At 66.2% G+C, this 18,180-nt stretch carries 21 protein-coding genes; 10 read left to right on the top strand and 11 right to left on the bottom strand.

The genetic code is table 11. The features are described from left to right. Positions 1–5 precede the first annotated feature (5 nt). The 4 genes from BIU82_RS02480 to BIU82_RS02465 all read right to left on the bottom strand — a co-directional run bounded on the left by BIU82_RS02480 (position 6) and on the right by BIU82_RS02465 (position 3,321). The gene (locus tag BIU82_RS02480; RefSeq protein WP_070347842.1) at positions 6–890 is read right to left on the bottom strand and encodes an amino acid ABC transporter permease; all 885 of its coding nucleotides are present in this window, start codon (positions 888–890) and stop codon (positions 6–8) included. Continuing rightward, positions 887–1,537, bottom strand: a complete 651-nt coding sequence (locus BIU82_RS02475) for an amino acid ABC transporter permease (RefSeq protein WP_070347841.1) — start codon at positions 1,535–1,537, stop codon at positions 887–889. Before BIU82_RS02475 ends, BIU82_RS02480 begins: the two co-directional genes overlap by 4 nt. A gap of 92 nt (positions 1,538–1,629) precedes the next feature. Continuing rightward, positions 1,630–2,508, bottom strand: a complete 879-nt coding sequence (locus BIU82_RS02470) for a glutamate ABC transporter substrate-binding protein (RefSeq protein ID WP_070347840.1) — start codon at positions 2,506–2,508, stop codon at positions 1,630–1,632. A 57-nt stretch (positions 2,509–2,565) separates the two neighbouring features. Further along, positions 2,566–3,321: an amino acid ABC transporter ATP-binding protein gene (locus BIU82_RS02465; RefSeq protein ID WP_070347839.1), complete on the bottom strand. Its 756-nt coding sequence runs from the start codon at positions 3,319–3,321 to the stop codon at positions 2,566–2,568. Between the two features lie 153 nt (positions 3,322–3,474). Between BIU82_RS02465 and BIU82_RS02460 the strand changes: the two genes are divergently transcribed. The 4 genes from BIU82_RS02460 (at position 3,475) to BIU82_RS02445 (ending at position 6,322) form a co-directional block, all read left to right on the top strand. Next, on the top strand, positions 3,475–4,329 hold the full coding sequence (locus BIU82_RS02460; RefSeq protein ID WP_083292145.1) for a TIGR00730 family Rossman fold protein: 855 nt from the start codon (positions 3,475–3,477) through the stop codon (positions 4,327–4,329). Positions 4,330–4,340: 11 nt separating this feature from the next. Next, positions 4,341–4,676, top strand: coding sequence for a DivIVA domain-containing protein (locus BIU82_RS02455; protein WP_070347838.1), 336 nt, complete (start codon positions 4,341–4,343; stop codon positions 4,674–4,676). A 41-nt stretch (positions 4,677–4,717) separates the two neighbouring features. Then, entirely contained in the window at positions 4,718–5,926 is a 1,209-nt protein-coding gene (locus BIU82_RS02450; protein ID WP_070348003.1) for a hypothetical protein, read from the top strand. A 228-nt stretch (positions 5,927–6,154) separates the two neighbouring features. Then, positions 6,155–6,322, top strand: a complete 168-nt coding sequence (locus BIU82_RS02445; RefSeq protein WP_009357720.1) for a DUF3117 domain-containing protein — start codon at positions 6,155–6,157, stop codon at positions 6,320–6,322. Between the two features lie 71 nt (positions 6,323–6,393). Here the strand turns inward: BIU82_RS02445 and BIU82_RS02440 are convergent, their stop codons facing one another. Then, complete coding sequence (locus BIU82_RS02440; RefSeq protein ID WP_070347837.1) at positions 6,394–7,026, bottom strand: O-methyltransferase; 633 nt, start codon at positions 7,024–7,026, stop codon at positions 6,394–6,396. 165 nt (positions 7,027–7,191) lie between these two features. On the opposite strand from BIU82_RS02440, the gene sigE reads away from it, so the two are divergent. Genes sigE through BIU82_RS02425 form a run of 3 tightly spaced genes read left to right on the top strand, consistent with a single transcriptional unit; the run spans position 7,192 to position 9,161 of the window. Continuing rightward, positions 7,192–7,830, top strand: coding sequence for an RNA polymerase sigma factor SigE (gene sigE, locus BIU82_RS02435; protein ID WP_070347836.1), 639 nt, complete (start codon positions 7,192–7,194; stop codon positions 7,828–7,830). 7 nt (positions 7,831–7,837) lie between these two features. Further along, positions 7,838–8,716, top strand: a complete 879-nt coding sequence (locus BIU82_RS02430) for a hypothetical protein (RefSeq protein ID WP_070347835.1) — start codon at positions 7,838–7,840, stop codon at positions 8,714–8,716. Between the two features lie 55 nt (positions 8,717–8,771). After that, positions 8,772–9,161, top strand: coding sequence for a Sec-independent protein translocase TatB (locus BIU82_RS02425; RefSeq protein WP_070347834.1), 390 nt, complete (start codon positions 8,772–8,774; stop codon positions 9,159–9,161). A 31-nt stretch (positions 9,162–9,192) separates the two neighbouring features. Here BIU82_RS02425 and BIU82_RS02420 read toward each other — a convergent pair whose 3' ends face one another. The 3 genes from BIU82_RS02420 to BIU82_RS02410 are packed head-to-tail and all read right to left on the bottom strand — an operon-like array spanning position 9,193 to position 12,290. Then, positions 9,193–10,320, bottom strand: coding sequence for an Mrp/NBP35 family ATP-binding protein (locus BIU82_RS02420; RefSeq protein WP_070347833.1), 1,128 nt, complete (start codon positions 10,318–10,320; stop codon positions 9,193–9,195). A gap of 4 nt (positions 10,321–10,324) precedes the next feature. Next, complete coding sequence (locus BIU82_RS02415; RefSeq protein WP_070347832.1) at positions 10,325–11,026, bottom strand: DUF1003 domain-containing protein; 702 nt, start codon at positions 11,024–11,026, stop codon at positions 10,325–10,327. Next, entirely contained in the window at positions 11,007–12,290 is a 1,284-nt protein-coding gene (locus tag BIU82_RS02410) for a CBS domain-containing protein (RefSeq protein WP_070347831.1), read from the bottom strand. The genes BIU82_RS02415 and BIU82_RS02410 overlap by 20 nt, the downstream gene beginning before the upstream one ends. 76 nt (positions 12,291–12,366) lie before the next feature. Here BIU82_RS02410 and BIU82_RS02405 point away from each other — a divergent pair, with 76 nt between their 5' ends. After that, a complete protein-coding gene (locus BIU82_RS02405; RefSeq protein WP_070347830.1) occupies positions 12,367–13,290 on the top strand; it encodes a general stress protein in 924 nt (307 codons plus the stop codon). An 81-nt stretch (positions 13,291–13,371) separates the two neighbouring features. Here the strand turns inward: BIU82_RS02405 and BIU82_RS02400 are convergent, their stop codons facing one another. Then, positions 13,372–14,943, bottom strand: coding sequence for an aminopeptidase P family protein (locus BIU82_RS02400; protein WP_070347829.1), 1,572 nt, complete (start codon positions 14,941–14,943; stop codon positions 13,372–13,374). A 93-nt stretch (positions 14,944–15,036) separates the two neighbouring features. Here BIU82_RS02400 and BIU82_RS02395 point away from each other — a divergent pair, with 93 nt between their 5' ends. Next, positions 15,037–15,885, top strand: a complete 849-nt coding sequence (locus tag BIU82_RS02395) for a PHP domain-containing protein (RefSeq protein ID WP_070347828.1) — start codon at positions 15,037–15,039, stop codon at positions 15,883–15,885. A gap of 46 nt (positions 15,886–15,931) precedes the next feature. Here the strand turns inward: BIU82_RS02395 and BIU82_RS02390 are convergent, their stop codons facing one another. Then, entirely contained in the window at positions 15,932–16,729 is a 798-nt protein-coding gene (locus BIU82_RS02390; protein ID WP_083292144.1) for an EI24 domain-containing protein, read from the bottom strand. A gap of 191 nt (positions 16,730–16,920) precedes the next feature. Here BIU82_RS02390 and BIU82_RS02385 point away from each other — a divergent pair, with 191 nt between their 5' ends. Beyond that, positions 16,921–17,283 (top strand): hypothetical protein, encoded by a 363-nt coding sequence (locus tag BIU82_RS02385; protein ID WP_070347826.1) that lies wholly within the window; start codon positions 16,921–16,923, stop codon positions 17,281–17,283. Positions 17,284–17,285: 2 nt separating this feature from the next. On the opposite strand, the gene BIU82_RS02380 is transcribed toward BIU82_RS02385, so the two are convergent. Further along, positions 17,286–18,176 (bottom strand): site-specific DNA-methyltransferase, encoded by an 891-nt coding sequence (locus tag BIU82_RS02380; RefSeq protein ID WP_070347825.1) that lies wholly within the window; start codon positions 18,174–18,176, stop codon positions 17,286–17,288. Between the last annotated feature and the right edge of the window lie 4 nt (positions 18,177–18,180).

Below are 18,180 nucleotides of genomic sequence, written 5' to 3'. Positions count from 1 at the left end.
TGACGCTACTTTTGCTCCGGGCCCGGGACGCTGTCCTTGGCAACCGGATCGTTTCCTCCGGGCTCGAGGCCCGTACGGATGGCCGCCGGCGCAACGCCGCCGGCTGCCTTCTTGGAACCGCGGCGCTCAATCCAGATCGCCAACCGCGATACGCAGAGGTTGATGGCGATGTAGATGCCTGCTGCCACGAAGAAGACGGGGAACAGGAACGCGCTTCCCAGGAAGTCAGCCATGACCTGGACGGAGCGGAGGAGCTCGCCGTAGGCCACGATGTAGCCGAGCGAGGTGTCCTTCAGGAGCACCACCAACTGGGCCACCAAGGACGGCATCATGCGCCGGACCGCCTGCGGGAGTTCAATCAGCAAGCGCGATTGGAAGCTGGTCAGGCCGATAGCCAAACCGGCCTCCCGCTGGCCCTTGGGCAGGGACTGGATGCCGGCACGGATGATCTCCGCAAAGATGGCGGCGTTGTACAGCACCAGGCCGGCAACCACGGCGATAAATGAGTTCGTGGCGAACACCAGCAGCACGAACAGCATCATCAGGACCACGGGCATGCCGCGCAGGAACTCCAGGACCACCCGGGTTGGAATCCTGATCCAGTCCACCAGGGAGATCCGGAGCAGGCACAGCATCAGGCCGAGCGGGAACGCGATGACGGCGGCGATGGCTGCCGCGCTGAGGGTGGCGATGATGCCGTTCCCGAGGAGCGTCCAGACGTCGCCGCGGGTGAAAATCGCCCAGCGGCGCCCTTCGAAGATGCCTTGCTGCGCGAGGGTCATGATGATCCAGGCTGCCAGGCCAAGGATCAGGACGGTTCCGATAATCGAACCGATCAGCGAAACGCGGCGGGCCTTGGGGCCCGGGACGTCGTAGAGAACGGAGGTCATCGGGCAATCGCCACCTTTCGCTCCACCGTGCTGGCAAGGATTCCGAGCGGAACGGTAAGGAGCAGATAGAAGAACGCCACGCCCAGGAGCACGGCCATGACCTGGTCACCGTTCGCATTGGCCATCTGGCGGCCGTAGCCGAACAGTTCGAGGACAAAGAAGGCACCGGCCACGGAAGAGTTCTTGACGAGTGCGATCAGGATGTTGATCAACGGCGGAATCACCGTCCGGAGCGCTTGGGGCAGGATGATCAGGGTGAGGACCTGGCCGAACTTCATGCCGATGCTGCGTGCCGCCTCCGCTTGGCCGAGCGGGACACTGTTGACGCCGGAACGGACTGCCTCGGCCACAAACGCCGCGGTGTACGCGCTGAGCGCGATGATCGCGGCCACTTCGAACTGTTCGAACCGGACTCCGAGGCGGGGAAGGACGACCGCGGCGAAGAAGAAGGCGATGGTCAGCGGGGTGTTCCGGAGGACCTCCACGTACACGGTGCTGAAACCGCGGAGGGCTGCCACGGGGGAGACCCTGGCGGCGGCAAGCAGGGTTCCAACGAACAGCGCGATGATCCCGGAGACCGCTGAGAGGAAAAGGGTACGCAGAAGCCCGTCCCAATACAGCGGGAGGTTTTCGATGATGACGTCCATAGGATCCTTCGGCTCTGGGCGTTGACAGTAGGAATACGGGCTGCGGTGCCCGCGGGACCTGGAGGCCAGGCCGCGGGCACCGCAGTCATCAGCTAGTAACGGTCGATGGCCGGGAGCTCAGGAGCGGTCTTGATGACCGAACCTGCGGTGTCTTCCCATGCCTTCTTGTAGCTGCCGTCCTTGGCGAACGCCTCGAGCTGGTCGTTGATCCAGTTACGGAACTCGGTGTCATCCTTCTTCAGGCCGATGCCGTAGGGCTCCTTGGTGAAGGTCTGGTCGGAGGCGAGCTTGAAAGCGTCCGGTTCCTTGTCCACGAAGCCGGCCAGGATGACGTTGTCCGTGGTGACAGCTTCAACCTGCTTGTTGCGCAGGGGCTCCAGACAGGCCGAGTAGGTGGCCGCGGGAACCAGGACCGCACCGTACTTCTCGACGATGGTCGCAGCCGGGGTAGAGCCGGTCACGGAGCAGACCTTCTTGCCCTTGACGTCCTCCGGCTTGGTGATGGTGGTGTTGTCCTTGTTGACCATCAGCGCCTGGCCGGCTTCGTAGTACGGGCCGGCGAAGCTGACAACCTTCTTGCGCTTGTCATTGATCGTGTAGGTGGCGATGACGATGTCCACCTTGCCCTGCTCGATGAACGGTTCGCGGTTGGCGGAGACGGTCTCGGACCATTCGATCTTGTCTGCCGGGATGCCCAGCTTGGCCGCGATCAGCTTGCCGATTTCGACGTCGAAACCGACCGGCTTGCCGTCCAGGCCCACCTGGCCGAAGAGCGGCTGGTCGTACTTGGTACCGATCTTGATGCTGCCGGCCTTGCTCAGCTTCTCCATGGTGCTGCCGGCCGCGAAGCTGGGCTTGTCCACGGGAGCAGGGTTGGTGCCGCTGCCGCCGCCACAGGCGCTCAGGGTCAGGGCGAGGGCCGCACCTGCGGCGACCAGAAGGGATTTCCTCCGGGTGATCAGAGACTTCATGACATTCCTTTCAGTGGGCGGCCGGGGATGTGGCCAGGGTACGAATGTGGAACGGACTCAGTGGGTCAGCAGCTTGGAGAGGAAATCCTTGGCCCGGCTGCTTTGCGGGTTGGTGAAGAATTCCTCGGGTTCGGCGTCTTCGACGATCTGGCCGTCGGCCATGAACACCACGCGGTCGGCAGCCTTGCGGGCGAAGCCCATCTCGTGGGTCACCACGATCATGGTCATGCCTTCCTTGGCCAGTTGGATCATGACGTCGAGGACCTCGTTGATCATTTCGGGGTCAAGTGCCGAAGTGGGCTCGTCGAAGAGCATCACCTTGGGCTTCATCGCCAGCGCGCGTGCGATGGCAACGCGCTGTTGCTGGCCGCCGGAAAGCTGTGCCGGCAGCTTGGGCGCCTGGTGCCCGACGCCGACGCGTTCGAGCAGCTTCATGGCCTCCTTGTCCGCCTCGGCCTTGTTCACTCCCTTGACCTTGATGGGGCCGAGCGTGACGTTCTCCAGGATGGTCTTGTGCGCGAAGAGGTTGAAGGACTGGAAGACCATCCCGACGTCGGCACGCAGTTCCGCGAGATGCTTTCCTTCTTCGGGGAGGCGTTTGCCGTCAATCGAAATTTCGCCGGTGTCGATTGTTTCGAGGCGGTTGATGGTGCGGCACAAGGTTGACTTGCCCGACCCCGACGGTCCGATGACCACCACCACTTCGCCCTTGCGGACCTGGAGGTTGATGTCTTTGAGGACGTGCAGCTGGCCGTAGTGCTTGTTGACGCCGTTCAGAGAGACGAGCGCATCGCCGGACGCTTGAGTAGTCATAGGACGAATCTAGCGAAGAAATGTCCAAAGATGATCCAGCTCACAGCAACTTTCCGTAGATCGTGACTGAACAGATACCTCGCCCGGCGGGCTGCCGCAACACCCCGGTCCTGCCGGGACTTGCGGGGCCGGAAGACGTACTAGCCTAGGTCAATGAGCACCAGCCAGCCTTCAGGACAAACGCCGCTGCCGGACCCCGATGCCAATGGCAGCACCGGGGCCGTCGTTCCGGCTCCCGCCTACGTTGCCGAGGCGCCGGCCAAGCACAAAGGCCCCTTGGAGCTGCGCCGCAAACAGGCCGCCGCACCGATGTCCGACCAGAGGTTGCTGGATACCCGGGGCCCTGACCAGTTCATCCATACCGACCCCTGGCGTGTCCTGCGCATCCAGAGCGAATTCGTCGAAGGTTTCGGTGCGCTCGCCGAGCTCGGACCCGCGGTCAGCGTGTTCGGCTCCGCCCGGACCAAGCCCGGCAGCGCTTTCTATGAAATGGGCGTCCAGGTGGGGCGCCATCTCGCCGAAGCGGGCGTCGCCGTAATTACGGGCGGTGGTCCCGGCTCCATGGAAGCCGCCAACAAGGGCGCGGTCGAAGGCAACGGCGTTTCGGTAGGCCTCGGCATCGAGCTGCCCTTTGAGCAGGGCCTGAACCGCTGGGTGGACCTGGGTATCAACTTCCGGTACTTCTTCGCCCGCAAGACCATGTTCGTGAAGTACGCCCAGGGCTTCATCGTGCTTCCCGGCGGCCTGGGGACGCTCGACGAATTGTTCGAAGCCATGGTCCTGGTGCAGACCCGCAAGGTGACATCCTTCCCGATCGTGCTGCTGGGAGTGGATTTCTGGCGTCCGATGATCGAGTGGATCAAGGAAACCCTGGTCAAGGAAGGCATGGTTTCCGAGAAGGACCTCGACCTCATCCAGTTGGTGGACGACCCCGCGGATGCTGTCCACCGCGTACTCCATGGCATTCCCCGGCAGCCCTCCGGCAACGGCGAGCAGCGCCCGGAGTAAGGTCTGGCACGATGGGGGGTGTGAGCTTTTTCCTGGTGTTCCTGGCGGTAGTGGTGGTCGGCGCGGCAGCCCTGCTCGCCGTCGGCCTCTCGCGCGGCGGCGGGTCCGCCGTCGGGCTGGACGAAACAGTGCCGAACCTGCCGCCGGTGCTGCTGCCGGAGCAAGCGGCTCCGTCCGACGTCGACAACGTCCGCTTTGCGTTGTCCTTGCGCGGATACCGGATGGACCAGGTGGACCAGGTCCTCGATGAACTGAGGGACCAGCTTGCGGCCAAGGATACCGAGATCGCGGGGTTGAAGCGCAGCCTTGAGACCGCCGGTACACGCGATGAGGGCACCGAAGGGTGAGCCACCCCGTACGCACAGACCCGGCCGGCGGACGCGGGCTCCTGAATGAGCTGCCGCGCCGCGCGGCACGATGGCCCTGGTGGGTCCAGGTTTCACTGATCTACGTGGCCGCGCGGATCGTCAGCGCCTGCATCTTCATGGCCGCGGCACTCCATCAAGGCGTCAATCCGTGGTTCCCGCCCGCGCCGGGCTACTGGGACTTCATCAGCATCTGGGACGGCCGCTGGTATGAGCGGGCAGCCGAAAGCGGCTACCCTTCGGTGCTTCCGCTCAACGCGGACGGTTCGGTGGCCGAGAACACCTGGGCCTTCTACGCTTTGTTTCCTGCGCTGGGCCGCGGCCTGTCCGTGCTGACCGGCATGGGAATCCTCCCGGCCCTGACGGTCGTCGCCATGCTGTCCGGCCTCGGCGCCGCGCTGGTTGTTTTCCTGCTCTTCAGGGAGTTCGCCGGCAGGACTGCCTCGCTCTGGGGCGTCGTGTTCTTTTCGACCTTCCCGGTGTCAGCCGTCCTCCAAGTACCGTACGCGGAGCCGCTCAACCTGTTGCTCCTTGCGACGGCATTGTTGCTGGTGGTGCGCCGAAGATACCTGGCTGCGATGCCGGTGGTCGTGCTCATGTGCTTCTCGCGGCCGACCGGTGTGCCCTTCGCCGCGATGGTGGGGCTGTTCCTCGTCTACCAGTGCTGGCGCCGGTTCGGGAGTGCCCGCCGGCCGGGGCCCTACGGCCGGCTCCTTGGCAAAAAGGAGCTGGCGTCCCTCGCTGCGCTCGTCGTGGTGAGTGCCGCCTCTGCGTTGGCCTGGCCGCTGCTGGCATGGGCCCGGACCGGTGACATCCGCGCCTACACCCGCACCGAAACGGCGTGGCGCGGCCATGACCTGGTGCCCTTCAAGCCGTGGTTCGATACCGGGCAAATGCTCTTCGGCCCGGTGCTGGGAGTGCTCGCTCCGTTTGTTTTCGCAGCACTCTTCGCGCTCATGCTGATGTCCCCGCCGGTGCGCTTGTTGGGCACCGAGCTTCGCCTTTGGTGCGCCTGCTACATGGGTTACCTGCTCGTGTTCCTGCACCCGCAGACCAGCACCTTCCGGATGTTGCTTCCGCTTTTTCCGCTGGCCCTCGGTGCTGCTTTGCTCTCGCGTTCCCGGGCGTACCGGGGAACGGTCGTGGTGATGTTCCTGCTGCTGCAGATCGTCTGGATCGTATGGCTGTGGGCCTGGGCGCAGCTGCCCGGCGGCGGCGACTATCCACCCTGATTTCGCTTCGCTTCCCGGTGTTTGCCCAGTTCCCGCGGTACTCCCAGTAAATACATCGATTAGCTACGCGCGGGTAATTACGGGATAATGGACTCAAGCAAGGTCAGGAGTGCCTCCGGGCACCCGGCGACGACGGCCCCGAAGCCGTGGCTGCCGAAGCTGCACTTGCCGCGCGGAGCCAGTCCGGCCGGACTGGCAGATTTGGGACAACTGGAGGGGATTTTCCTAATGGCGGCTATGAAACCACGTACAGGCGACGGCCCTATGGAAGTAACCAAAGAAGGCCGCAGCCTGATCATGCGTGTGCCGCTCGAAGGCGGAGGACGGCTTGTTGTCGAGCTCAACGCAGCGGAAGCGGCGAACCTCAAGGAATGCCTGGTCGGCGTTACCGAGTAGTTTTTGCAGAAAGGGCCCCGGCGGAAGACGCCGGGGCCCTGTTTCGTTTAAGCGATGTTCTGTTGAGGCGGCTATTTCTTCACCGCGACCAGCAGGCCGTCGCCGGTGGGCAGCATCGCCGCGGCGAGCCGGTCGTCGTCGCGGATCGCCTTGCCGATCTGGCGGAGGGTGACCGTGGTAGCTTCCCGGGCGGCCGGATTGGAGACGCGGTCCTTGTCCAGGGCGTCATTGACCACCAGGGTGCCGCCGCGCTTGAGGAGGCGCACGGCCTGCTCCACGTAGACCGGGAAGTTCGGCTTGTCGGCGTCGATGAACACCAGGTCATAGGCGGAGTCGGTCAGGCGCGGAAGGACATCCGCGGCGCGGCCGGAAATGGTGCGGGTGCGGTTCGCCGGGCTTCCGGACTCAAGGAATGCTTCACGGGCCGCCTTGAGGTGTTCGACGTCCGTGTCGATCGTCGTCAGGACGCCCTGCGGACCCAAGCCCCGCAGCAGGCAGACACCCGAAACGCCGGCGCCTGAACCCACTTCCACCACGGTCTGTGCCTTCGACGCCGCAGCGAGCACCGTGAGCATCGCGCCGACGCCGGCACTCACCGCCGTGACGCCGAGCTCGAAGGAGCGTTCCCGGGCGCGAAGCAACACCTCGTCCTCGGCAGGAAAATCTTCCGCATAGGACCAGCTGCTTGACTTGTCGGCGCTCATGGAGGGTTCGCTTTCCGGGCAAAGGAGGGGGAATGTCCATCCAAGCCTACAGCCGAGGGCGGTCAGGAAACTCCCAGACAATCCTGCGATGATATGTGTCCGGCCATCCAGGAGATGGCGGCACCATAGCACCGGGTGATGAAAAGGGTGCGAGGGGAGCGGACGATGCCGGCATCACTTGCTGCGCCATCCCGTGCAACAACCGTGGACGCCACGGGCGCAGCTCAGACGACCACCGAATGGGTCACGCCCAGTTGGGAAGAAGTGGTCGAGAACCACTCCGCCAAGGTATTCCGCCTTGCCTACAGGTTGACCGGAAACAAGTTCGACGCCGAGGACCTCACCCAGGAGGTCTTCGTCCGCGTGTTCCGTTCCTTGGAGAACTTCAAGCCGGGAACCCTGGACGGCTGGCTCCACCGGATCACCACCAACCTTTTCCTCGACCAGGCGCGCCGCAAGAGCCGGATCCGCTTCGACGCCTTGGCAGAAGACGCCGAATCCCGGCTTCCCGGCCAGGAACCCGGCCCGGAACAGAGCTTTGAGCTGAACAACCTGGACCTCGACGTCCAGCGCGCGCTGGAAGAACTGCCGCCGGACTTCCGGGCCGCCGTCGTGCTTTGCGATCTGGAAGGCCTCTCTTACGACGAGGTCGCCGAAGCGCTTGGCGTCAAGCTCGGCACCGTGCGTTCCCGTATCCACCGCGGGCGGACCATGCTGCGCGAGAAGCTTGCCCACCGGGATCCCCGCCCCGCCAAGGCCCGCACGCCACGGCTCAAGATGCCCCGGATCGCCGGCCTGCATTGAGGTTGCCATGGGTTTGCTGAACGGGCGGCAGGCTGCGCTGGGCCGCGGCCTGCGGCATAAGCGGACGCCGGAACACCTCAAGCATTGCGCGGACTGCCAGGCGGAGGTGCTGCGCGAACGGCAGTACCTGGAGCGGCTGCGGAAGGCAAGCGTGCCCGAGGCCAGCCAGGAACTCACCGCGCGGCTGATCGCGCAAACGCGAAGCATTGCCGAATCCAGCGACTTCGGCGTGGAAACCGCGAGCCGTGGCCGCGCCGCGATGGTCCTGCGCACCACCGGAATTGCCGCCGGAGGCCTGCTTGTCAGTGCCGGTGCCTTGGCTGCTGCCGCATACGTCGTCGGAGGCGAGCCGGAGCCCGCCGCAGCCGGCTCAGGGCGCGACGTGCGGAGCCTGGCCGGCGCGCCCTTTGAAAGTGCGCTCTCCGTGGACAGCAGGGCAGCAGCGGACCCGGACGGCGTAATACTGAGTGCCGCGCAACTCGAAGAACTCCGCAACAAAGGCTGGGCCTGCCCGGAACTCTCCGGCATGGGCTTCCGCGTGGTTTCCGCCCGGGCCACCATGCAGGACGGGAACCCGGCCGTGGAACTGGAACTGAGCGACGGCACCCACCACGCCACCCTGGTGGAACAGCACCTTCCCGGGGACGCCACGTCCGGGGCATGGCTCTCCGTCAGCCAGGGAACCCGCTGGCAGGCCGTGTACCGTTCGTCCGTGGCCCGGCTGAGCTATGCCTCCGACCTGCCTGCCGAACGCGCTGACGACGCCGTTCCGGAGCTCATGGCGGCCGGCGATTCCCTGCTTCCCGCCGCCGAGGAAACAGCCGGCAATTGGCAGGACCGCATCCGCCGCGGACTGCGCAGCCTGGCGAACCTGGCAGGATTCTGAGCGGCCATCCGGGCCGGTTTCAAGACAGGGCAACGGACAAGGTAATCTTCGAAGCGTGTTTGGAATCAATGGCCCGGAGTTCCTGCTCCTGCTGATCATCGGTGTGCTTGTGATCGGCCCCAGCCGTTTGCCCGAATACACCCAGAAACTGGCGAACCTGGTCAAGGAAGTCCGCCGGATGGCCTCCGGTGCGCGCGAACAGATCAAGGAAGAAGTGGGCATCGACATCGACGATGTCGACTGGAAGAAGTACGATCCCCGCCAGTACGATCCACGGCGCATCATCAAGGAAGCACTGCTCGACGACGACACGAAGGCCGTCAGTGCCGGCGCCCCGGCCGCCGTGGCAACCGCGGCCGTCGAGGCCCCTGCTCCGCCGCCCGCCCGCGTGGTGGAACGCCTGGAGGAGGGCGAAGTCGCCCCCTTCGACAGCGAAGCCACCTAAGCGGACGTAGCCGGCTGCCGGGGCAGCCCGGTCAGCGGGGCTGGATTCCCAGCGGCATGCCCGCCAGCCCGCGCGGCTTTGCGAGGATCCTGCCCGCGATGCCCTGCAGCGCCTGTGCTGCTGCCGTTTCCGGAGCCGCCAGCACCACCGGGCGGCCGGCGTCCCCGCCTTCGCGGAGCCTGATGTCCAGCGGGATCTGTCCCAGCAACGGAACGTCGCTGCTGACGACGGCGCCCAGCCGCTTGGCGAGCAGCTCGCCGCCGCCGCTTCCGAACAGTTCCATCCTGCCGCCGTCGGGCATTTCCAGGAACGACATGTTCTCCACCACGCCGGCCACCTTCTGGCCCGTTTGCGCGGCTATGGTGCCGGCACGTTCGGCGACTTCCGCTGCTGCTGCCTGCGGGGTGGTGACCACCAGGATCTCCGCGCCGGGCAACAGCTGCGCGACCGAGATCGCGATATCCCCGGTGCCGGGCGGGAGGTCGAGGAAGAGGACATCGAGATCCCCGAAGTAGACGTCCGTGAGGAACTGTTCGAGGGCCCGGTGCAGCATGGGGCCACGCCAGGCCACGGGCTTGTTGCCCTCGACGAACATGCCGATCGAGATCACCTTCACGCCGTACGCCACCGGGGGCAGGATCATGTCGTCAACGCGGGTGGGCGGCTGCGTGATGCCCATGAGAGCGGGCACGGAGAAGCCATGGACGTCCGCGTCAACGATGCCCACGCGCAGGCCGCGCTCCGCCAGCGCACAGGCGAGGTTGACGGTGACGGAGGACTTGCCGACCCCGCCCTTGCCGCTGGCCACGGCATAGACCTTGGTGAGGGAACCCGGCTGGTTGAACGGAATGCCGCGCTGGCCGCCAGGGCCGCGCAGCCGTTCCTTGAGGGCGTCGCGCTGGGCCTGGTCCATGACCTTGAGCTCAACCTCGACGCCGGTGACGCCGGGCACCCTTGAGAGGGCAGCGGTGGCGTCGGCCGTGATGGTGTCCCGCAAGGGGCAGCCTGCGATCGTCAGCAGCACCGCGACGTGGACGGTCCCCGCGGAGTCCGCGGAGACGGAATCGACCATGCCGAGTTCGGTGATGGGGCGGCGCAGTTCGGGGTCGATGACGGTGGCCAGGGCGGCGTCGAGCGCCTCTGGTGATGGGGAGCTCATACGTTCAGTTGCGGCTTTCGGGCTGGTTCTGCGGAGGGCGGACCTTGGGGATCTGCTGGGTGCGCGGATTGCGCTGCTTGTCCCGCTTTTCCTTGAGTTTCTCCTTGACCTTCTCACGCGGGGTTTCGCCGTCGCCGTTGTCCGAGGCGTCGTTCGCGCGCAGTTCCTCCTGCGCTTCGAGGAGGTCTTCCAGCATGGAGCGCAGCTCGGCGCGGACGTAGTCGCGGGTGGCGACTTCCCGCAGCGTGATGCGCAGGGACGCCAGCTCGCGGGTCAGGTATTCGGTGTCCGCAAGGTTGCGTGCCGCCTGCTGGCGGTCCTGCTGCAGCGAGACACGGTCCCGGTCATCCTGCCGGTTCTGGGCAAGCAGCAGCAGCGGAGCCGCGTAGGAGGCCTGCAGGGAGAGCATCAGGGTCAGCAGGGTGAAGCCGAGGTCCTGGGAGTCGAACTGCCACTCCTTGGGCGCGAAGCTGTTCCAGCCCAGCCAGGCCACACAGAAGATGGTCATGTAGACCAGGAACTGCGGCGTGCCCATGAACCGGGCGAAGCCTTCGGTGGCGTTGCCGAAGGCGTCCGGGTTGGGGGAGAGCTTGGGGAAGATCCGTTTGCGGCCGCTCAGCGGAGTGTCGAGTCCGCCGAACGAGGGCAGCTTGCTGCTGCGCGTGCCGGGCTTGGGCGGTGTGTTGTCAGCCAATCCGGCCTCCAAGCTTCTTTACGGGGGCGTCATCCTCATGGGCGCGCCAGTCATCAGGCAACAGGTGATCCAGCACGTCATCAACAGTCACCGCCCCCACGAGGCGGCCGGCGTCGTCAACGACCGGAAGGGAATTGAGGTCATAGGTGGCCAGGGTCCTGGCGACTTCGCTGATGTGCGCGTGGTCCGACAGGGGCTCCAGGTTCTTGTCCACCAGGTTGCCGAGCGGTTCCGGCGGCGGGAAGCGCAGCAACTGCTGGATGTGCACGACGCCGAGGAAGCGGCCCGTGGGCGTCTCCAGCGGCGGGCGGGTAATGAAGATCGCGGAGGCCAGCGCGGGGGAGAGCTCCTCGCGGCGTACGTGCGCCAGTGCCTCGGCGACGGTGGCTTCCGGGGGAAGGATCACCGGCACGGGGGTCATGAGGCCGCCGGCGGTGTCTTCGTCGTATTCGAGCAGGCGGCGGACGTCCTCGGCTTCGTCAGGTTCCATGAGCTGGAGCAGCTCTTCCGCCTGGGCGGAGGGGAGCTCGGCCAGGAGGTCGGCGGCGTCGTCCGGGTCCATCTCTTCCAGGACGTCGGCGGCGCGTTCGACGTCGAGGGCGGAGAGGATTTCCACCTGGTCGTCTTCCGGGAGCTCCTGGAGGACATCGGCCAGGCGCTCATCCTGGAGTTCGCTGGCCACCTCGAGGCGGCGCTTGTCGCTCATTTCCTGGAGGGCTTCGGCGAAGTCGGCCGGCTTGAGGTCTTCGTGGGTGGCCACGAACTGGGTGGCGGCCTGCGGCTCGGTGCGTGCGCCCTGCTGGGCGTCCGCCCAGTCGATGATCATGGTTTCGTTGCGGCGCAGCCGGCTGAGCGGGGAGAGCGAGTGCCCGCGGCGCACGAAGAGCTTGCTGACGAACCAGTCCTTGGAGCGGTGCTGGTCCATGGCGATGTCCTCGATGGTGGCGTCGCCGCTGCCGTCGGCTAGCGTGACGCGGCGGTCGAACATTTCGGCAACCACCAGGGTTTCGGCGCCTCGCTGTTCGAAGCGGCGCAGGTTGACGAGGCCCGTGCAGATGATCTGGGTCTGGTCGATCGAGGTGATGCGGGTCATCGGGACGAAGACGCGCTTCTTCCCAGGAACCTCGACGACGATGCCCACCACGTGGGGGGCTCCGCGGGTTCCGCGCGAGAGCACGACGACGTCGCGCAGCCGGCCAAGACGATCGCCCAAGGGGTCGAAAACGTCGAGGCCGAGCAGGCGCGCGACAAAGACGCGGGAAGGTTGTGTGCTCATCTCTACAGGCTACCGAGTCTGCTCTCTTTTAGCTGAATTTCAGCCGACGCACATGTGCATGGGACAGAATGGGGCTATGGCAAACATTTTCGGCGCACCCAAGGCAACGGAGGAATCCCGCAGCGTCCCCCAAGGCGACACCGTGGGCTCCTACACCTCGTATCTTGATGCCCAGAAGGCGGTGGACTACCTGGCGGACCAGCAGTTCCCCGTGCAGCTTGTCTCGATCGTGGGCAACGAGCTGAAAATGGTTGAGCGGGTCACCGGGCGCCTGAGCTACCCGCGGGTGGCACTGTCCGGGGCCTTGAGCGGCATGTGGTTCGGCCTGTTCGTGGGTGTCATGCTGTCCTTCTTCTCGCCCACCGGCGGAGCGTTCTCCATCATCACCTCGGTGCTGATGGGTGCGGCGTTCTTCATGCTGTTCGGAATCGTCACCTACGCCATGCAGCGCGGCAAGCGGGACTTCACCTCCACCAGCCAAGTCGTTGCCAGCAACTACGACGTGATCGTGGCCTACGAAGCCGCGCAGGAAGCCCGCCGCCTGCTGCACCAACTGCCGATGAACCCGGCCCAGGCCGCCGGCGCGCCGCAGCCATACAACCAGCAGGGCCAGCACCCGCAGCAGCCGACGCCGCCTTACCAGCAGCCGTACCAGCCTCCCTACCAGCAGGGGCCGGAACGCCCGGCCGGCTGGCAGGATCCCTACGGCCAGCGCACGCAGCAGGGTGCTGAGCAGGGCGTAGCTCCTTCCCAGCAGCCCCAGGCTGCTCCTTCCCAGCAGGCTCCGGCCCCCGCGCCATCCCATTATCCGGACCTGCCGGACGGCCGTCCGCAGTACGGCATCCGCGTGGACCAGGCGCAGGCCGCCCCAGCGCAGCCGATCAGCCCGACGCAGCCGATCAACCCGGCACAGCCGGCCGGCCCTGCCGAAACGGACAAACCGGACCACGGCGACGGCGGGCACGACGCAGAGGATGGCGGCGCACCCAAGGTGCAGTAGCCGCCGTCGGGCATTCACGCCCAAACGCCAAGGAGGCGGTCACCGGAATTCCGGTGACCGCCTCCTTTATGCGTGCGCTGGTTACTCGGCGTCCTGGTAGATGCCGGCCATCCAGGCCTCGACGTCGTCCGCCTTGCGCGGCAGGGCGGCGCTCAGGTTGACGGGGCCGTCGGCGGTCATGAGGATGTCGTCCTCGATCCGCACACCGATGCCGCGGTATTCGGCCGGAATGGCGAGGTCCTCGTTCTTGAAGTAGAGGCCGGGCTCGATGGTGAAGACCATGCCTTCGGTGAGGATGCCGTCCAGGTACAGTTCGCGCTTGGCCTGGGCGCAGTCGTGGACGTCCAGGCCCAGGTGGTGGCTGGTGCCGTGCGGCATCCAGCGGCGGTGCTGCTGGCCCTCGGGGCTGATGGCTTCCTCGACCGAGACCGGCAGCAGGCCCCACTCGGCAAGGCGCTCGGCCAGTACCTTGGTGGCGGCGGCGTGGATGTCGCGGAACTTCGCGCCCGGCCGGGCAGCGGCGAAACCGGCGTCGGCGGCGTCCAGCACGGCCTCGTAGACCTCGCGCTGCACGTCCGAGAACGTGCCGTTGGCCGGGATGGTGCGGGTGACGTCCGCGGTGTAGAGGGACTCGGCCTCCACGCCGGCGTCCAGGAGCAGCAGCTCACCGGCGTTGACCTTGCCGTTGTTGCGGGTCCAGTGCAGCACGGTGGCGTTGTTGCCGGCGGCGGCGATGGTGTCGTAGCCGAGTTCGTTGCCTTCCTCGCGGGCACGGGCAAAGAAGGCACCCTCCACGACGCGTTCGCCACGCTCGTGGGTGAGGGCGCGCGGCAGGGCGCGGACGACGTCGGCGAAACCTTCCACGGTGGCGGCGACCGCGATCTTCATTTGTTCGATTTCCCACTCGTCCTTGAGCAGGCGCAGCTCGGAGAGGGCTTCGCTGAGCTGCTCGTCCAGGGCATCGAGTTCGGCGAGGTCCAGGTTTTCCGGGTCCTTGGCCGTGTTGTAGCGGGCGGTGTCCACCAGGGCGTCGATGTTCTCGTCCACCTTGCGGACCAGGCGGATCGCGATGCCGCCGATTTCCGGAGCGCCCACGTTCTTGGTGATGGCGACTTCGAGTTCGTCGATGTGCGCGGTGCGCAGGCCCAGGCGGGCTTCGAATTCGGCGAGGGTGGGGCGGGGGCCGATCCAGAATTCACCCGAGCGGGCGTCGGCGTAGAACTGTTCGGTGTCGCGGCCGGCCAGCGGGCGGAAGTACAGGGTGGCGCGGTGGTTGCCGCCGTCGTCGCCGGTTCCCTCCTTGACGGGTTCCAGGATGAGCACGGCGTCGGGCTCGTGGTCCAGGCCCAGGCCGGTGAGGTGGGCGAATGCGGAATGCGGACGGAAGCGGTAATCGGTGTCGTTCGAGCGGACCTTCAGCGGACCGGCAGGAACGACGACGCGGAGGCCTGCGAACTTTTCGGAGATGGCCCGACGGCGGGCGGCGGCGTGGTCTGCGACGGCGTCGCGCGCGGGGGTCACCTGCGCGGCGGGCGCCCAGTTGCTGGCCATGAAGGCCTTGAAGGCATCGGAGGTGGGCCGCTGGGACCGGTTGTTGACGCGGTCTTCCAAGGGCTGCTGAGCTGAATTTTGGGTGGTTTCTGCATCGTTCACGCTCCCATGTTCCCACCTGTTCACGGAGGGGGCCAACGCACGCCGGCATGGCGGCCCGGGCCCATCAAGCCCGCAGTCACTTAAGCTGGGGGAGTGAAGATCGACCTGCACACCCATTCCAATGTTTCGGACGGAACCGAGGCCCCCGGGGAGCTGATCCGCTCCGCCGCGAAGGCGGGCCTGGATGTGGTGGCGCTGACCGATCACGACTCCACCGACGGCTGGGCGGAAGCGTCCGTCGCGGCCTTGGAACACGGTGTTGCCTTGGTGCCGGGCATGGAGATTTCCTGCCGCACCGAAACGGGCATCAGCGTCCATCTCCTGAGCTACCTGCATGATCCCGCGCACCCCGGGCTGCTGGAGGAAATCACCAAGTCCAAGGACGCCCGGCTGACCCGGGCCCAGCGGATGGTGAGCCTGCTCGCCGAGGACTACCCGCTGAGCTGGGACGACGTCATCCACCACGTCGCCCCGGGTGCCACGGTGGGGCGGCCGCATATCGCCGACGCGCTCGTGGCGGCCGGCGCCGTCGCGGACCGCACGGAAGCGTTCACCGCCATCCTGAGCTCACATTCGCGCTACTTCGTGCAGCACTACGCACCCGAGCCCGCGTTCGCCGTCGAACTGGTGCGCGCAGCCGGCGGCGTGCCGGTGTTCGCGCACCCGGTGGCGTCCGCGCGTGGACGCGTGGTGGGGGAGCGTACCTACCGCGAGATGGTCGACGCCGGCTTGCTGGGACTCGAGGTGGAGCACCGGGACAACCCGGAAGAAGGCCGGGAATTCCTGCGCCGTTTCGCCGCGGAGAACAATCTCTTCATGACCGGTTCGTCCGATTACCACGGCACCGGCAAGGTGAACCTGCTGGGCGAAAACCTGACGAGGCCAGAAGTCCTGGCACGGATCGAGGAACTCGGCCGCGGCAGCAAGGTTGTGCGCGCTTAGCGTCCTGCTCCTTCCATGCCCTGATCCCTCCGGAACTGCTGGACCGTCAGGTCCGGGACGCCGGTACCGGTGCCGTGCCCGTCTGCAGCGAACGGACGAAAGTACTCGCGCCCGCCACGGCGACAGGCATCACCAGTACTGCCCCGAGCGGCACGAAGAAGAATGCCTGGGCCGCCAGGCCGAAACCCAGGGTCCGTGCCGGGCGGGAACGCAGCAGCCTTTGACGATCCGCACGCGCAAAACCCCGGGCGGCGAGGGCCTGGGAGGAAAGCTCCTCGGCCAGGAGCCAGGCGGTGAGGACGAATCCGACGATCGCTCCGATGACCGCCCCCACCACCGGGATGAGGCCGAGCGCACCGGCGAGCAGCGAACAAAGCAGGCCCCGGCCCAGCAGGGACGCGCCATCGGCCAGCCAGCCGCCCGGGGCGCCTTCGGCTTCGGAGGGCGGGTCGCCCAGTTCGCGTTCCACCGCGGAACCGATGCGTTCATAAAGCGGGCCGCCCACGGTCAGCGTCAGTACGGCGAAAGAGAGCACGCCCACGATAGTGGCGCCGGCGAAGATCCCTACTGAGAGTCCGGCACGCAGCGCATCCCGCCAGAAGGCCGGCCAGCCGTCCGCGAACGGCGTGAGGGCTGCGACAAGGGGTGCCAGGAAAACCGCAAGAACCACCAGGGCAGCGCACAGCAGGACGGCAGAGATGGCCGCCGGGACGAGGCCGAGTGCCATGAGGCCTGGCCTGCGGCGCCACCAGGCGAACGCCCGGAACAGGTGCCCTGCGCCACCGAGGAATTCCCTGACAGGATTGCGCTTCGCGCCGGGCGGTCCCGCACTGTGTCCACTCATGAGGCACACGATACTCATTGGCTGATACGGCAGTAAATCCGGCGTTCTGCCGGTCTCCGGGGATAAGGAAAACGTCTTGACTTGGCGCGGGCCCTGAGTATCGTTTCGGCTGTTGGGGAAGCGGCCAGCAACCGCATCATTCACGGTCTCATCGCAGTAGCTCTACCCGTTCATTTGTCGATGGAGAAACCATGTTCAGGAAATCCCTGGCTGCCGCGGGCCTCGCCGCAGCCCTCATGTTTGTTCCCGTCGCTGCCAACGCCTTGGACTGTACGAACGCCAGCCGCCCCGCATACACGGGCAGCGAATGGGTGTTTGTACCGCCAATCAGCAGCAACGTCCACTTCAGCGGAAACTGGGCTTTCGTGGAGGCCTGGGGCGCGTGGGTCTTCCTTCCTCCGGGCACCGTTCCAGAGGTTCCGGGCGGTGGCGGCAACTTCCAGAACGGCGAAGGCTTCGCCCTGCTGGTCAACGCACTCTGCGATTCTGCCGGAGCTGTCCTGGACAACCGCCAGACGGAGCACGGCATCCAGCTGATGCACGGCTGCGGTTGAGCCTAGCCCGCGGATTCTTCCACGAGCGGAAGGAGTTCGGCGAACTCGGCCTTTCCTTCCAGCCGCTTGCGCATGATCTCGATCGCCGGGGCGTTCCGGTCCACGCAGACAAACCTGCGGCCGAGCTTCCCGGCCACCGCGCCCAGGGTTCCGGAGCCCGCGAAGAAGTCCAGGCACCAGTCCCCGGGCCGGCTTGAGGCCGAGACGATCCGGCGCACCAGCCCTTCGGGCTTCTGCGTCGGATAACCGGTCTTTTCCTTGCCGGTGGGGGAGACGATGGTGTGCCACCAGACATCGGTGGGCAGCTTGCCCTTCTTCCGCTTGGCTTCGGTGACCAGGCCGGGGGCCATGTAGGGCTCCCGGTCCACCTCGTCATTGTCGAAGTGGTACTTCGACGGATTCTTCACGTAGACGAGGATGTTGTCGTGCTTGGTGGGCCAGCGGTTGCGGGCACGCGCGCCGTAGTCGTAGGCCCAGATGATCTCGTTGAGGAAGCACTCACGCCCGAAGATCGCATCCAGCATCACTTTGGCGTAGTGGACTTCGCGGTAGTCCAGGTGCAGGTAGAGTGTGCCGTCGTCGGCGAGCAGGCGCCAGGCCTCGAGCAGCCGCGGCTCCAGGAACGACCAGTAGTCGCTGAAGGCGTCGTCGTAACTGTGCAGGGCACCCTTGATGGTGTCGTAGGAACGGCCCTTGAAACCGAGCCGGTCCCCTTCGCCGTCGGCGTTGCGGACCATCCGGGTTTCCTGCCGGCGCTGCACCCTGCCCGTGTTGAAGGGCGGGTCAACGTAGATCAGTGTGAAGGCGCCGTCCGGCAGCGTGGGGAGGAACGCGGCGTTGTCCGCGTGCACCACCAGGTTGCTGCCGTCCGGCGCCCAAACAGTGTCAGTCATTGAG

Source organism: Arthrobacter sp. SW1, from assembly GCF_001766675.1.
Classification (GTDB): domain Bacteria; phylum Actinomycetota; class Actinomycetes; order Actinomycetales; family Micrococcaceae; genus Arthrobacter.
Note: the sequence above shows the minus strand (reverse complement) of the source record. Positions and strands in the feature narration are given on the sequence as shown.

Excerpts from the sequence above, each read along its gene's own strand:
- BIU82_RS02480 (WP_070347842.1), bottom strand. The coding sequence starts at position 890 with ATGACCTCCGTTCTCTACGACGTCCCGGGCCCCAAGGCCCGCCGCGTT.
- BIU82_RS02475 (WP_070347841.1), bottom strand. The coding sequence starts at position 1,537 with ATGGACGTCATCATCGAAAACCTCCCGCTGTATTGGGACGGGCTTCTG.
- BIU82_RS02470 (WP_070347840.1), bottom strand. The coding sequence starts at position 2,508 with ATGAAGTCTCTGATCACCCGGAGGAAATCCCTTCTGGTCGCCGCAGGT.
- BIU82_RS02465 (WP_070347839.1), bottom strand. The coding sequence starts at position 3,321 with ATGACTACTCAAGCGTCCGGCGATGCGCTCGTCTCTCTGAACGGCGTC.
- BIU82_RS02460 (WP_083292145.1), top strand. The coding sequence starts at position 3,475 with ATGAGCACCAGCCAGCCTTCAGGACAAACGCCGCTGCCGGACCCCGAT.
- BIU82_RS02455 (WP_070347838.1), top strand. The coding sequence starts at position 4,341 with ATGGGGGGTGTGAGCTTTTTCCTGGTGTTCCTGGCGGTAGTGGTGGTC.
- BIU82_RS02445 (WP_009357720.1), top strand. The coding sequence starts at position 6,155 with ATGGCGGCTATGAAACCACGTACAGGCGACGGCCCTATGGAAGTAACC.
- BIU82_RS02440 (WP_070347837.1), bottom strand. The coding sequence starts at position 7,026 with ATGAGCGCCGACAAGTCAAGCAGCTGGTCCTATGCGGAAGATTTTCCT.
- sigE (WP_070347836.1), top strand. The coding sequence starts at position 7,192 with ATGCCGGCATCACTTGCTGCGCCATCCCGTGCAACAACCGTGGACGCC.
- BIU82_RS02430 (WP_070347835.1), top strand. The coding sequence starts at position 7,838 with ATGGGTTTGCTGAACGGGCGGCAGGCTGCGCTGGGCCGCGGCCTGCGG.
- BIU82_RS02420 (WP_070347833.1), bottom strand. The coding sequence starts at position 10,320 with ATGAGCTCCCCATCACCAGAGGCGCTCGACGCCGCCCTGGCCACCGTC.
- BIU82_RS02410 (WP_070347831.1), bottom strand. The coding sequence starts at position 12,290 with ATGAGCACACAACCTTCCCGCGTCTTTGTCGCGCGCCTGCTCGGCCTC.
- BIU82_RS02405 (WP_070347830.1), top strand. The coding sequence starts at position 12,367 with ATGGCAAACATTTTCGGCGCACCCAAGGCAACGGAGGAATCCCGCAGC.
- BIU82_RS02390 (WP_083292144.1), bottom strand. The coding sequence starts at position 16,729 with ATGAGTGGACACAGTGCGGGACCGCCCGGCGCGAAGCGCAATCCTGTC.
- BIU82_RS02385 (WP_070347826.1), top strand. The coding sequence starts at position 16,921 with ATGTTCAGGAAATCCCTGGCTGCCGCGGGCCTCGCCGCAGCCCTCATG.
- BIU82_RS02380 (WP_070347825.1), bottom strand. The coding sequence starts at position 18,176 with ATGACTGACACTGTTTGGGCGCCGGACGGCAGCAACCTGGTGGTGCAC.